Here is a 14,406-nt window from a genome sequence, read left to right on the forward strand (position 1 = left end):
AATGCCGTTCCCCCAAAGGAGCCTCCATGACTTCCCTGCTCACCGACTGGCGCCACCGCCCCACCCACCGTCGCGTCTGGGCGCTGGCCGCGCCGATGATCCTGTCAAATATTTCGGTGCCGCTGGTGGCCCTGGTCGACAGCATGGTCATCGGCCACCTGCCCCACGCCCACCAGTTGGGCGCCGTGGCCGTCGGTGCAAGCCTGTACACCTTCCTCGCCTGGGCCATGGGTTTTTTGCGCATGGGCTCCACCGGGTTCGCCGCCCAAGCCGCCGGGCGCAATGACGGCGCGGCGCTGCGGCAAATCCTGCTGCAAGGCCTGCTGCTGGCATTGGGGTTGGCGACGTTGCTGGGCACCGTCGGCATTCCGCTGAGCCACCTGGCGTTGGAGTGGATGCAACCCTCTCCCGAACTCAATCAGCTGACCCGCGAGTTTTTCCACACGCGCCTGTTCGGCCTGCCCGCGGCCCTGGCCAGCTACGCCTTGGTCGGCTGGTTCCTGGGCACGCAAAACGCCCGCGCGCCGCTGGCGATTCTGTTGACCACCAACCTGGTCAACATCGCCTTGAACCTGTGGTTCGTCCTTGGCCTGGAGTGGGGCGTGGTTGGCTCCGCACGTGCGTCGGTCATCGCCGAATGGACCGGCGCCCTGCTCGGCCTGGCCCTGACGCAAAACGCCTTGCGCGCCTACCCCGGGCATATCGCCTGGGCCGCGCTCAAGGTCTGGCAAAGCTGGCGCCCGTTGCTGGCGGTGAACCGCGACATTTTCATCCGCAGCCTCGCCCTGCAATCGGTGTTTTTCATGATCACGGTGCAAGGCGCACGCCTGGGCGACGCCACCGTGGCAGCCAACGCGCTGCTGCTCAATGGCCTGCTGCTGACCGCGCATGCCCTGGACGGTCTGGCCCACGCGGTCGAAGCCCTGTGCGGGCATGCCATCGGCGCCCATGATCGGCAGGCGCTGCGCCGTTCGCTGGTGGTTGCCTGCGGCTGGTCACTGATCGCCAGTGCCGGATTCGCGCTGCTGTTCACCTTTGCCGGCCATCTGTTTATCGCCATGCAAACCGACATCCCCAGCGTGCGCGAAACCGCCGACATTTACCTGCCGTATCTGGCGGTGCTGCCGTTGATTGCGGTGTGGAGCTACTTGCTCGACGGCCTGTTTATCGGCGCCACCCGCGCGCGGGAAATGCGCAACGGCATGCTGCTCACCGTGGCGATGCTGCTGCCCTTCGCCTGGGCACTGCAGCCGTACGGCAACCACGGCCTGTGGCTTACTTTCCTGCTGTTCATGGCCCTGCGCAGCCTTACTTTGTGGGCGATTGCCTGGCGCTTGAATCGGCAGAATCAGTGGCTTGGATAAAGGCCGTGACGCGGTCCAGTACCGGCGCCAGCCAGCGTAAGGGCCGAGCTATAGACGCTACCAGTGTCGCGTGGCTGGTCTTGGTGAAGTAAAACGCTTCAACCGGTACATCCGCTGCGCGCAGTTTTTTCGCCAACCCACCGGTATTGCGCGTGGGGTTGACCAGCGTGTCGCTCACCGACGCGATCAACAGACTCGGCGGCGCAGCGTGGCTGACATGGTTGATCGGCTGGGAATCCGGCGGCGAGTCAGGAAAGAAAAACACCGGCTTCACGTCAGGGTTTTCAATCGGCAGGAAGTCGTACGGCCCGGCCAGGCCTATCCAGCCTTTGAGCATTGTGGGCGACAGGTTCACTTCTTTAAGCCAGCGTGGATCCAGCGCCAGCATCGACGCGTTGTAGGCGCCGGAGCTGTGCCCCATCAGGTACAGCTGCCTGGGGTCGGCGCCGTAGTCGGCGATGTGTTGATAGGTCCAGGCGACGGCCTGGGCGTTGTCCTGCAAAAACGAGGGGTAGCGCACTTGCGGGTAGAGCCGGTAGTCGGCGATCACCACCACGATGCCGCGGGAAGCCAGGGCTTCGCCCACAAAACCGTAGTCATCCTTGGCGCCGCTGTTCCAGCTGCCGCCGTAGAAAAACACCACGACCGGGGTATTGGGCGATGCCTTGATCGGACGGTAGACATCGAGTGTTTGGCGCGGGTCATCGCCGTAGGCAATGGAGGAGGTTTTGGTGAAGGTGCTGGAGGGCGTGAGTGCGTTGAGCACTTTGATGGGGGAGCAGGCCGACAGGAATGCGGCGAATGCCAGGGTGAAGGCTTGCAGCCATTTGCTCGACATCGTTCAGACCCCACACGGAAGGTGCTGCCAAATGAAGATCCAAATGTGGGAGCGAGCTTGCTCGCGAAAGCGGTGGGTCAGTTAACACATATGTGACTGATGTACCGCCTTCGCGAGCAAGCCCGCTCCCACATTAGATTGCTATCAGCTTAGATCACGACGACAGGTACGAAGAACGCGTCAAACCAAGACGCAACGCGTCGAGGAATTGCGTACGCTCCGACGCACTAATCTTCGCGCTCGCGCACTTGTCACGGTAGTGCGTCATCAACTCCTCCGGCGACAAGTGCACATAGCGCAGCATGTCTTCGATGGTGTCGTGGGTCTCGATCCCGGCGCTGTACACCGAACCGTCCTCACGCTGGTAGATGTTCACCGAGTCGGTGTCGCCGAACAGGTTGTGCATGTCGCCCAGGATTTCCTGGTAAGCGCCCACCAGGAAAATGCCCAGCAAGTAGTCTTCACCTTCGTTCAAGGCGTGCACCGGCAGGCTGGTTTCGATGCTCTGCTCGTCGACGTATTGCTTGATCTTGCCGTCGGAGTCGCAGGTCAGGTCTTGCAGCACGGCGCGGCGCAGCGGCTCTTCGTCGAGACGGTGCAGGGGCAGAATCGGCAGGACCTGGCCGATCGCCCAGGTGTCCGGCAGGCTCTGGAACACCGAGAAGTTGCAGATGTACTTGTCGGCCAGCTTGTCGTTGAGTTCGTCGAGCACTTGGCGGTGCGAACGCTGGCGGGCTTTCAAGGAGTTGTGCAGGCGACGGCACACGGCGAAGTAGCACTGTTCGGCCAGGGCTTTTTCGGCCAGGGTCAGTTTGCCGTCGGCGTACTGGGTGGCCACGTCGCTCATGTAGTGCGTAGCGCGCCAGTAAGTTTCGGTGACCATCTCAATGTCGGTCGGGCCCAGCAGGTCCACCAGCCACTGCACGGTTTCCGGCAGGTTTTCCTTGTTCTCGATCAGGGGGATTTCGTCGTTGTGTTTCTCGACGTCGGTGACTTGCACCACCAGCATGGCGTGGTGCGCGGTCAGGGAACGGCCGCTTTCGGAGAAGATATGCGGGTGCGGCAGGCTCTGCGCGTCACAGAATTCCTTGAGCATGCCCACGACCACGCCGGCGTAGTCGTCCATGTCGTAGTTGATCGAGCTGGCGTTACGCGAGTGCGTACCGTCGTAGTCCACGCCCAGGCCGCCGCCGACGTCGATGTGGTCCACCGGCAAACCGAGGTTGCGCAGTTCGCCGTAGTAACGAATGGCTTCCTTGAACCCGTGCTGGTAGTCGGCCAGGTTGGCGATCTGCGAACCCATGTGAAAGTGCAGCAGGCGGATGCCCTGATCCAGGCCGGCAGCGCGGAAGCGCTCGACCACCGACAGCAATTGCGCGGCCGACAAACCGAACTTGGACTTCTCACCACCGGTGTCTGCCCATTTGCTCGACGCCAGGGACGACAACCGCACGCGCAGGCCAACCTGTGGCTTGACCTTGAGGTTGGCCGCCTCTTCGATCACCAGCGCCACTTCGGATTCTTTCTCGATCACGATGAACACGTTGTGGCCCAGCTTCTGGCCCATCAGCGCGAGGCGGATGAACTCACGGTCTTTGTAACCGTTGCAGACGATGGTGCCGCCTTTCGGTGCCAGGGCCAGCACGGCCAGCAGCTCAGGCTTGGAGCCGGCTTCCAGGCCGATGGAAACGTTCTGGGTGGCGATGATGTTCTCGATCACCGCTTCCTGCTGGTTCACCTTGATCGGGTACAGCGCGGTGTACTTGCTCTGGTATTCCAGGCGCTCGATGTTCGCGTCGAACGCACCGGTCAGCTGGCGCACGCGGTCTTGCAGGATGTCGGGGAAGCGCACCAGCAGCGGCAAGGACAGGCCGCTTTTGCGCAGCTCGTCAACTTGTTCGTACAGATCGACAGGCGTGCTGTTCGGGCCGTTCGGACGGACTTCAACGCGACCGGCTTCATTGATCGCGAAATACCCGGCCCCCCAATGGCGAATCCCGTAAACACTGCGGCTGTCCGCAACTGTCCATTGGCTGCCATCGTCTTTGCGTGTGCGTCGTACGGACATCGAAGTCCCCTATATAAAGTCGAAGATCACCACACCCTTCTTGTAAGGCTGGCGAAGTCTAAAGAATGAAAATGACGATTTGCCTGTAAGGAAGGTAGACCCCACTCGCAGGACAGAGTTTAGACACCGGTCAGGAACAGGCTCTGTGAAAACCATGGAGACGACAGTTCGCGTTCAGCAAACCGGCGATCGGGGTGGGTTTCACAGAGGCTGCTAGCCGCCGGACTTCTTCGCCTTGTAACCCAGCTTGATCAGCTCGGCCAACAGCAACTCGACGTGATCGCCCTGGATCTCGATAACGCCGTCTTTCAACGCGCCACCGGTGCCACAGCGCTTTTTCAGCGTGGTAGCCAGTTCCTTCAGGGCATCTTCGGCCAGCGGCACGCCGGTGATGGTGGTCACCGTCTTGCCGCCACGGCCTTTGCTCTCGCGTCGCACGCGCGCAATACCGTCGCCTTCAGGGATCAGGGTCTGTTTGCAGGTGCACGAATCCACGGGCTGACGACAGTCCGGACAGTGTCGACCTGCGTCGGTGGAAAATACCAGGCCACCAAGGGCGGCGAAGGATGCGGCTTTTTTGGCCACCGGCAATCCTCTTGGGAGGACAAAGACTGATCGGCGCTCCCCAGGAGCATTACCGACCGCGAAGCCCCACTCAGGCAGGGGCAGCGCTACCGAACCGTAAAGGTGGTTCGGGTGAAAAGTCGCGCAGTGTAACGGCAAAAAGCCGACTTGCTAAGAGCCAAATAGCGCTAATTTATGCAACTTTAGCGACGCAAGGCCAGATAGCGCCGCAAGCCCTCTTGAGCGTCCGGGCAGTAAGGCTTTTGTTCGGCTTCCTGCAGGACAATTTCAATGGGCAAAAACCGTGCTTCCATCACCTCTTCCGGCTGCAGGCGCAACGGGCCATCCCAGACAGCGGAGTAGGATTTGCACCACAGCCGGCTGTCGCCATCCTCAAAGTAGAAATGGTCATGCTCGACCAGTTCCACGCCCGCAACGCCAAGCTCTTCTTCCAGCTCACGGGCCGCCGAATCGGCGTAGCTCTCGCCGGCCGCCACCATGCCGCCCGCCGCGGTGTCCCAGAAACCCGGGTACATGGCTTTGCTCAGGGTGCGCCGATGCACACACAACTCACCGGCAGCATTGAACAGGAAGATAAAGGTGCAACGGCCGATCAGGCCACGTTGGCGCAGGTCGGATCGCACCAGGGTACCGAGCAGGTTGTCCTGCTCGTCGACCCAGTCGATCAGTTCAGCGTCGGAGGCCGCGCGATGCGCGGCCTCCTTTTGAGAAGCGTCCATCATCACCCCTGGTTGAGGAGCTGACGCAAATCTATAACTGCAGCGTTTGCCCGGGAAATATAGTTGGCCATGACCAGCGAGTGGTTGGCGAGGACGCCAAAGCCACTGCCGTTCAGAATCATAGGGCTCCACACCGGCTCCTGCGAGGCCTCCAGCTCACGAATGATCTGGCGCACGCTGACGGTGGCGTTTTTCTTGGCCAGCACGTCGGCAAAGTCGACTTCAATGGCGCGCAGCAAGTGGGACAAGGCCCAGGCCTGGCCGCGGGCCTCGTAGAACACGTTGTCGATCTGCATCCATGGGGTTTCCACCACTTCTTCGTCGACCTGCGGCACTTCACCCGGCGCCAGGGCTTCGGTTTTCAGTGCGGTGTTCAGTTTCACCCGGCCAACACTGGCCGACAGGCGTTGCGACAGCGAACCCAAGCGGGTCGCGACGTCACCCAGCCAGTTGTTCAGGTTGTCGGCACGCGCATAGAACAGTGCGCCGCGCTGGTTCGGGTCCGACAGGCGCGCTTCATAGCGGCTCAGGGAGTTGATGCCTTCCTGGTACTCCGACTCGCTGGAGGGCAGCACCCAGCTCTTGTTATCGAAGTTGAAACGCGGCTCGGCCTTGGCCAAGTCAGCGTCTTCGGCCGACTGCGACTGGGAGCGGGCGAAGTCTTTACGCAGGGCACGGGTCAGGTCACGCACTTGCACCAGCACGCCATATTCCCAGCTCGGCATGTTGTCCATCCACAGGCCCGGCGGGAAACGGTCGTTGGAAATGTAGCCACCGGGCTTGTTCAGCAAGGTGCCAACCACGGTCTTGAGGGTTTCGACGGTGGTGTAGCCCACCACCATCTGCTTGCCTTCCTTCTCGGCGGCAAGCTGGGCATTTTGCTGGACCGGGAACAGCGCCGGCTCTTCGCTCCAGTACCAACCCAGGGCGCCGGTCACCAACAGGTACAAACCCAGCACGCTGAGCAAGGCTTTGCTCATCAGCAGGTTGCGAAAGTAACTACGGTTGGCCGACTTGGGCTCAGGGGCGGGGCCTTTGGCACTGCCTGCGCGGTTTTTCCAGTCCAGCATGGCGATATCCTTTCAATCACTTGAGTTCATGCACGTCATTTGTCCGGGTGCGTTCAAACACTCCGACCACAACCCTACCCCATCGTGCCCATCGGCGCGGGGCTTTTAACCGAAAGTGGCGCGCAGGGGATGTTCGACTATAAATGAAGCACGCTTTTTACGCAGCGCGACCATCAGGTCAAAAACTGAATGGCCCAGACCGCTACTTAATTGACGCAAGACACTCATGTTAGAGAAAAGAGGTGCTAGCATAGAGCCATCAGTCGACCTCTGCATGCACCCTAACTAGTAGTCAGGATATGACCGAGCCAGAAGACCCCAGCCGTGAGCGTCTCAAGCACCATTTTGCCCAGCGGGTAATTCATCAGGCACGTCAAATTCTTGAGATCTGGCAACGCCTGCAACGCAGCGAATGGTCGAACACCGATTTATCCGAACTCAGCGAAGCCAACCTGCGCCTGCTGCGCTTTGCCGAGCGTTTCGAGCAGCCGGAACACGGCCAGCTGGCGCGGCAAATTGGCGAGTCCCTCAAGGCGGTGGATGAAAATCGCGGCCGCCTGAGCAGCCAGGTGATCACCGAACTCAACCGCCTGATGCAGCGCCTGTCCCGCACCGGCCTGCGCCAGGGCGACCAGCTGGAACAAACCTTCCTGCCCCCCATGCGCAAGCCGATCTACGTGATGCTGGCCGATCACGACCGCGCCGAGCGCCTGGCCAAGCAGCTTGAATTTTTTGGCATGAGCGCCCAGTCGCTGGACAGCGTGGCAGCCTTTCGCGCGTCGCTGGCCGAGCGCCTGCCGTCGGCCATCGTGATGGATGTGGATTTCTGCGGTGCCGGCCTGGGCCTCAAGCTCGCCGCCGAAGCCCAGGAAGGCCTGGAGCAAAAGCTGCCGCTGCTGTTTTTCAGCCTGCACGAAACCGACACCCCGACGCGCCTGGCCGCCGTGCGCGCCGGCGGCCAGGAATTTCTCACTGGCACGCTTGAGGCCTCAAGCCTTTTGGAAAAGATCGAGGTGCTGACCTGCGTCGCGCAGTACGAGCCCTATAAGGTGCTGATCATCGACGACTCACGCGCTCAGGCGCTGCACACCGAGCGCCTGCTCAACAGCGCCGGCATCGTCACCCGCACCTTGATCGAGCCGATCCAGGCGATGGCCGAACTGGCAGACTTCCAGCCGGATTTGATCATCCTCGACATGTACATGCCCGCCTGTACCGGTACCGAACTGGCCAAGGTGATCCGCCACAATGACCGTTACGTCAGCGTGCCGATCATCTACCTGTCGGCCGAAGACGACCTGGACAAGCAACTGGACGCCATGAGCGAAGGCGGTGACGACTTCCTCACCAAGCCGATCAAGCCGCGCCACCTGATCACCACCGTGCGCAACCGCGCCGCCCGCGCGCGCAACCTCAAGGCGCGGATGGTGCGTGACAGCCTGACCGGGCTGTACAACCACACCCATATTCTGCAACTGCTCGAAGACTGCAGCTTCCGCGCGCGCCGCGAGAACAAGCCGCTGAGCTTTGCCATGCTCGACATTGACCACTTCAAGCGGGTCAACGACAGCCACGGCCACCCGATGGGCGACCGCGTGATCAAGAGCCTGGCGCTGTTTCTCAAGCAGCGCTTGCGCAAGACCGACTACATCGGCCGCTACGGCGGTGAAGAATTTGCCATCGTGATGCCCGACACCGACCTGGAATCGGCCCGCAAAGTGCTGGATGAAATCCGTGGGCGGTTTGCCGAAATTCACTACCCGGCCCAGCCGCAGGATTTGTGGTGCACCTTCAGCGCCGGGCTGGTGGAGCTGTGCGACGGTTCCGACAGCTTGATGATGGCCGCTCAGGCAGACGAGGCGCTGTACCGCGCCAAGGACACCGGACGCAACCGCGTACACGCTGCGCGCACATCAAAGCAAAGTGCCATCTTTTCACCGGAATCCACCGATTCCGTCATAACTCTGTAATGGAAACGCAATAACTTCAGGCACTTATCTTTTGCTGTCGGTTGAAACCACGCATGCGCCTGAAGCTGCTGACCAATTTGAATACCCTTCTGCTGGTGGCCGTGTGCCTGGCCCTTGGCGCGACGCTATGGTGGTCGCAACGGGCACTGGAACGGCCTTATTTGCTGATGGAGCGCTACCTTGGCCTGTCGCAGACATTTCAGAATCAGGCCGCGCGCAATATCGACGACTACCTGGCCAGCGGCGACGCGTTGCGTTTGAGCAGTGCCGGCCAGAGCCTGGAAAACCTCCTGCAGCACCTCGACGAACTGCCGGCAGACCTCGCGCAGAACCTGCGCCCCAGCCTGGTCGAGTTGGACACGTTCAGCAAAACCGACCTGCTGGCTGCCGGCAAACTGGCCGGCGACCCGCAAGCCCTGCTGCTGCAAGCCGAACGTGAGCTGGGCGCGAACCTGGAGCAATTGAGCCAGTACGCCACGGGCGTCACTTCACCCGACGCTGCACGCTACTTGCCGCCGCTGATGGCCGCGTCCCAGCACCTGGGCAAACTGTCTCTGGCCCGCGACAAGCTGGTGAGCAGCGGGCGCGCAGAGCTGGCCGATGAGGTGGAGCGCGAAGTTGCCAGCATCCGCACGCAGGCCGACCTGTTGGCGCAGTTACCGCTGCTGGGCGTAAAGGCCAGCGCCGCGTCCAGCGCGGATGATTTCTCCGCCATGCTGGGCCTGGAAAGCAGCGAAAAAGCCGAAGCGCAAGACACCGGCGTGGACCTCAAACGTGAACTCAACAGCCTGCTGACCCGCTACCCTGCCGAGCTCAAACGCACTCGCGATCAGATCCAGCTGCGCACTGCACTGGCCGACAGCACGCATGTGAAGATTGCTGCCGTGCAGCAAGCCATCGCCGGCCTGGAACCCGTTGTTCGCGCGCAACACGCCAGAATCCAGGGCGAAGTGCGCCTGATGCAAGGCGTGATGATCGGGCTGATTTTGCTCATCGCACTGCTGATCGACACGCTGCAACGACGGCTGGCAAGGGTACTGACCAACCTGGCACCGGCCTTGTCCACCTGGGCCGAAGGCGACTTCAGCCAGTCGATCGCCTTGGGCAAGACCAACCGCGAACTGCACGACATCGAGGCCTCGCTTAACCGCTTGCGCGCTTACCTGGTGGACTTGGTGGGCACCATTCGCGGCAATGCCGAAGAAGTCGCCGGCAGCAGCCGCGCCCTCGCCGAACTGAGCAGCGGGCTGCACGACGGCGCCGAGCGCCAGGCCGGCGATACGGCGCAGATCCGTGATTCGCTGGGTGAACTGGAGGCGACCATCCAGCAAGTCGCCGGCGATGCCAGTCAGGCGGCCGGCGCCAGCCGCAGTGCGGGCCAGGCGGTGGAACAGGGCCAGCGGGTGATCGGCCTGAGCCTGACCGGGCTGCACGCCCTGGTGGGCGAGGTGCAGCAAAACGCGCAGATGATCGAAAAACTCGCCGAAGAATCCGCCACCATCGGCGGCGTGCTGACGGTGATTCGCGCGATTGCCGACCAGACCAACCTGCTCGCGCTCAATGCCGCCATCGAGGCTGCACGGGCCGGTGAGGCTGGACGCGGGTTTGCCGTGGTTGCCGATGAGGTGCGCTCGCTGGCGCAACGCACCGCCGGCGCCACGGCCGAAATCCAGAGCCTGATCGCCGGCCTGCAAACCGCCGCCCACCAATCGGTGCAAGGCATGCGCACTCAGGTCGAGCACGCCGAGGCCACCGCCCAGCAAGCCCAGGCAGCGGATGGCGCGCTGGATGAAATCGTCGGGGCAATCCAGACCATTTCCGACACGTCGGTGCGCATCGCCGATGTGACCGCGCAGCAGAGTGGCGCCGTCAGTGAGATTCGCGACAACAGCGAGCGGATTCACCAGTTGGGGGAGGATAATCTGCTGCGCATCGGCCAGGGCCGCCGCCAGGGCGAACACCTGCTGGTGCTGGGTGGGCAGCTCAATACGGCGGTTCAGGCGTTCCGGGTTTGAGCCATCTCCTGCCATATGGAGAGCAAAAAGTGGGAGGGGGCTTGCCCCCGATGACAGTGTGTCACTCACTGCATGTGTTGCCTGATGCAGCGCATCGGGGGCAAGCCCCCTCCCACATTTGACATCCACAGTCTTCAAGACAGTGTTGCCAATGACTGGATACTGCACCCCAGTCACAAATTTTGCGCAATCATCGCTAATCGTGCTGCCTACTGCATAGAACTGGACAGTCACAAAGGCTTTGCGGCATAGTCGCCGGGTTCTGACGTACCCACTTCAATAACAAGGAACAGCCGATGGCGACCTTACTGGTTCTTCACGGACCCAACCTGAACCTGCTCGGCACCCGCGAACCGGGCGTCTACGGGGCAGTCACCCTCGATCAGATCAACCTTGATCTTGAACGACGGGCGCGTGAGGCCGGCCACCATTTGCTCTACCTGCAAAGCAATGCCGAGTACGAATTGATTGATCGCATCCATGCCGCGCGCGGCGAAGGCGTGGACTTTATCCTGATCAATCCCGCCGCTTTTACGCACACGAGTGTTGCATTACGTGACGCGCTGCTGGCGGTGAGCATCCCATTCATCGAAGTGCATTTGTCCAACGTGCACAAACGCGAAGCTTTCCGCCATCACTCCTACTTCTCCGACGTAGCGGTAGGCGTGATCTGCGGCCTTGGCGCCAGCGGTTACCGACTGGCCCTGGAGGCCGCCCTGGAACACATTGAACAACCGGCCAAGCGCCCCTGACCGACCCTTGGGAGTTGATGATTCATGGATATCCGTAAAGTTAAGAAACTGATCGAACTGCTGGAAGAATCCGGTATCGACGAGCTGGAAATCAAGGAAGGCGAAGAGTCCGTACGGATCAGCCGGCACAGCAAGACCCCGGCTCAACAGTTCTACGCACCTCAGATGCAAGCACCGGCTCCGGCCGCTGCTGCGCCAGCCGCCGCACCTGCTGCCGCTGCTCCAGCCGCACCTGCCGCGCCTGTACTGAACGGCTTCGTGGTCAAGTCGCCAATGGTCGGTACGTTCTACCGCACCCCGGCACCGACCTCGCCAGCCTTCGTTGAAGTCGGCGCAACCGTGAAAGTGGGCGACACCATCTGCATCGTTGAAGCGATGAAGATGATGAACCACATCACTGCTGAAAAAGCCGGCGTCATCGAATCCATCCTGGTAGAAAACGGTCAGCCGGTTGAGTACGACCAGCCGCTGTTCACCATCGTTTGAACCGCGGAGCGCCTTCGATGTTGAAACCTGCGAAGAAACTGCAAAAAGTCCTGATCGCCAACCGCGGCGAGATCGCGCTGCGTATCCTGCGCGCCTGTAAGGAAGAGGGCATCAAGACCGTCGCTGTTTACTCGACGGCCGATACCGAATTGATGCACGTGAAACTGGCGGACGAGAGCATCTGCATCGGCCCGCCACTGGCGACCAACTCGTACCTGAAGGTCTCCAACATCATCGCGGCCGCTGAAGTGACCGGCGCTGATGGCATCCACCCAGGCTACGGCTTCCTTGCGGAAAACGCCGACTTCGCCGAACAAGTGGAAAAATCCGGGTTTGCCTTCATTGGCCCGAAAGCCGAAACCATTCGCCTGATGGGCGACAAGGTATCGGCCAAGGACGCCATGATCGCTGCCGGCGTGCCAACCGTTCCAGGCTCCGATGGCCCACTGCCTGAAGACGAGGCAACCGCGCTGCGCATTGGTCGCGAAGTCGGTTACCCGGTGATCATCAAGGCCGCCGGTGGCGGTGGTGGTCGCGGCATGCGCGTGGTGCACAAGGAAGAAGACCTGATCGAAGCCGCTAAGCAGACCCGCTCCGAGGCGGCTGCCTGGTTCGGCAACCCGATGGTCTACCTGGAGAAGTACCTGACCAACCCACGTCACGTGGAAGTGCAGGTACTGTCCGACGGCCAGGGCCACGCCATCCACCTGGGCGACCGCGATTGCTCGCTGCAGCGCCGTCACCAGAAGGTACTGGAAGAAGCGCCGGCACCCGGCCTGGACGAAACCGCGCGCCAGGAAGTACTGGCTCGTTGCGTCAAGGCGTGCATCGACATCAACTACCGTGGCGCCGGTACGTTCGAGTTCCTCTACGAGAACGGCCGCTTCTACTTCATCGAGATGAACACTCGTGTGCAGGTAGAGCACCCGGTGTCGGAGATGGTCACCGGTATCGACATCGTCAAGGAGATGCTGAGCATCGCCGCTGGCAACACGCTGTCGTTTACCCAGGACGACGTGAAGATCCACGGCCACTCCCTGGAGTGCCGGATCAACGCCGAAGACCCGAAAACCTTTATCCCAAGTCCAGGCCTGGTCAAGCATTTCCATGCTCCGGGCGGCAACGGCGTTCGCGTCGATTCGCACCTGTACAGCGGCTACAAGGTTCCGTCCAACTACGACTCGCTGATCGGCAAGCTGATCACCTGGGGCGCCACTCGCGACGAGGCCATGGCCCGCATGCGTAACGCCCTGGACGAAATCGTGGTAGACGGCATCAAGACCAACATCCCGCTGCATCGGGACCTGGTGCGTGATGAAGGCTTCTGCGAAGGTGGTGTGAACATTCACTACCTGGAACACAAACTGGCCAACCAGTAAGTGCTCCACCCAACAAAGCCGCCTTAGGGCGGCTTTGTTGTTTCTGAGCCCTCTATTCTGAAGATGTCCATAGTCCAAATGTGGGAGGGGGCTTGCCCCCGATAGCGGTGGATCAGTTACAGATACTGAGACTGACACACCGCAATCGGGGGCAGGCCCCCTCCCACATTCGGTCCGTGTTCATTCAGCACAGTCGTCTTCTGCTGTTCGCTCGCGTAAACTTGCGCGCTTTCGCGACCCCGCCGTCGCACACTCATTTTTTTCAAAGGTGCCCGCCATGCCTTGGCTGCAAGTCCGTCTCGCCATCAGCCCAGAACAAGCCGAAACCTACGAAGACGCTTTTCTTGAAGTCGGCGCCGTCTCGGTGACGTTCATGGACGCCGAAGACCAACCGATCTTCGAACCCGAACTCAACACCACGCCGCTGTGGTCGCACACCCACTTGCTGGCCCTGTTCGAAGACGGCACCGATGCCGCCGCCGTGCTGGCCCATATGGAGTTGCTCACCGGCGGCCCGCTGCCCGAGCACCACAGCGAAGTGATCGAAGACCAGGACTGGGAACGCAGCTGGATGGACAACTTCCAGCCGATGCGCTTTGGCCAGCGTCTGTGGATCGTACCGAGCTGGCACGCCGCACCTGAGCCGGATGCCGTCAACCTGTTGCTCGACCCGGGCCTGGCGTTCGGCACCGGCACCCACCCGACCACCGCCCTGTGCCTGGAATGGCTGGACGGCCAGGACCTGACCGACTGCAACGTGCTGGACTTCGGCTGCGGCTCGGGGATCCTGGCAATTGCCGCCCTGCTGCTGGGCGCCAAGGAAGCCGTCGGCACCGACATCGACGTACAAGCCCTGGAAGCCTCCCGCGATAACGCCGGGCGCAACAACATTCCTGAGGGCAAATTCCCCCTCTACCTGCCGGAACAATTGCCCCAGGTGCAGGCCGATGTGCTGGTGGCGAATATCCTCGCCGGCCCTTTGGTTTCCCTGGCTCCGCAACTGTCGAGCCTGGTCAAGCCAGGAGGTCGCCTGGCGCTGTCGGGCATTCTTGCCGAACAAGGTGAAGACGTGGCTGCGGCCTATGCCGCGGATTTCGATCTGGATCCGATCGCCAACCGTGATGGCTGGGTACGCATCAGCGGTCGTCGGCGCTAGAATG

The 14,406-nt window shown here is 61.5% G+C and carries 12 protein-coding genes; 7 read left to right on the forward strand and 5 right to left on the reverse strand.

Going from position 1 to position 14,406, the window contains the following annotated elements; genetic code table 11:
- Positions 1-26 precede the first annotated feature (26 nt).
- On the forward strand, positions 27-1,364 hold the full coding sequence (locus tag ACM530_RS06760; RefSeq protein ID WP_416364479.1) for an MATE family efflux transporter: 1,338 nt from the start codon (positions 27-29) through the stop codon (positions 1,362-1,364).
- On the opposite strand, the gene ACM530_RS06765 is transcribed toward ACM530_RS06760, so the two are convergent.
- The 5 genes from ACM530_RS06765 to ACM530_RS06785 form a co-directional block, all read right to left on the reverse strand.
- The gene (locus ACM530_RS06765; protein WP_416364480.1) at positions 1,309-2,202 is read right to left on the reverse strand and encodes an alpha/beta hydrolase; all 894 of its coding nucleotides are present in this window, start codon (positions 2,200-2,202) and stop codon (positions 1,309-1,311) included. The two genes, ACM530_RS06760 and ACM530_RS06765, sit on opposite strands and share 56 nt — an antisense overlap.
- 154 nt (positions 2,203-2,356) lie before the next feature.
- Positions 2,357-4,270, reverse strand: coding sequence for an arginine decarboxylase (gene speA, locus ACM530_RS06770; protein ID WP_145160307.1), 1,914 nt, complete (start codon positions 4,268-4,270; stop codon positions 2,357-2,359).
- 213 nt (positions 4,271-4,483) lie between these two features.
- Entirely contained in the window at positions 4,484-4,855 is a 372-nt protein-coding gene (locus ACM530_RS06775; RefSeq protein WP_005784408.1) for a translation initiation factor Sui1, read from the reverse strand.
- Positions 4,856-5,037: 182 nt separating this feature from the next.
- Complete coding sequence (locus ACM530_RS06780) at positions 5,038-5,574, reverse strand: NUDIX hydrolase (protein WP_145160305.1); 537 nt, start codon at positions 5,572-5,574, stop codon at positions 5,038-5,040.
- A 2-nt stretch (positions 5,575-5,576) separates the two neighbouring features.
- Positions 5,577-6,644, reverse strand: coding sequence for a DUF2333 family protein (locus ACM530_RS06785; RefSeq protein ID WP_145160303.1), 1,068 nt, complete (start codon positions 6,642-6,644; stop codon positions 5,577-5,579).
- Between the two features lie 299 nt (positions 6,645-6,943).
- Here ACM530_RS06785 and ACM530_RS06790 point away from each other — a divergent pair, with 299 nt between their 5' ends.
- From ACM530_RS06790 to prmA, 6 genes are all read left to right on the forward strand, one after another.
- On the forward strand, positions 6,944-8,614 hold the full coding sequence (locus ACM530_RS06790; RefSeq protein ID WP_416364481.1) for a diguanylate cyclase: 1,671 nt from the start codon (positions 6,944-6,946) through the stop codon (positions 8,612-8,614).
- A gap of 1,466 nt (positions 8,615-10,080) precedes the next feature.
- Positions 10,081-10,629 (forward strand): methyl-accepting chemotaxis protein, encoded by a 549-nt coding sequence (locus ACM530_RS06795; RefSeq protein ID WP_370004716.1) that lies wholly within the window; start codon positions 10,081-10,083, stop codon positions 10,627-10,629.
- A gap of 296 nt (positions 10,630-10,925) precedes the next feature.
- Positions 10,926-11,381, forward strand: a complete 456-nt coding sequence (gene aroQ, locus ACM530_RS06800) for a type II 3-dehydroquinate dehydratase (RefSeq protein ID WP_016972516.1) — start codon at positions 10,926-10,928, stop codon at positions 11,379-11,381.
- Positions 11,382-11,405: 24 nt separating this feature from the next.
- On the forward strand, positions 11,406-11,867 hold the full coding sequence (gene accB / locus ACM530_RS06805; RefSeq protein WP_017738537.1) for an acetyl-CoA carboxylase biotin carboxyl carrier protein: 462 nt from the start codon (positions 11,406-11,408) through the stop codon (positions 11,865-11,867).
- A gap of 17 nt (positions 11,868-11,884) precedes the next feature.
- Positions 11,885-13,246, forward strand: coding sequence for an acetyl-CoA carboxylase biotin carboxylase subunit (accC, locus tag ACM530_RS06810; protein ID WP_145160297.1), 1,362 nt, complete (start codon positions 11,885-11,887; stop codon positions 13,244-13,246).
- A gap of 277 nt (positions 13,247-13,523) precedes the next feature.
- Positions 13,524-14,402, forward strand: coding sequence for a 50S ribosomal protein L11 methyltransferase (gene prmA / locus ACM530_RS06815; protein WP_106577697.1), 879 nt, complete (start codon positions 13,524-13,526; stop codon positions 14,400-14,402).
- The last annotated feature ends 4 nt before the right edge of the window (positions 14,403-14,406 follow it).

The sequence above is a fragment of the Pseudomonas sp. NFX183 genome, from assembly GCF_047943075.1.
In the GTDB taxonomy this organism is placed as follows: domain Bacteria; phylum Pseudomonadota; class Gammaproteobacteria; order Pseudomonadales; family Pseudomonadaceae; genus Aquipseudomonas.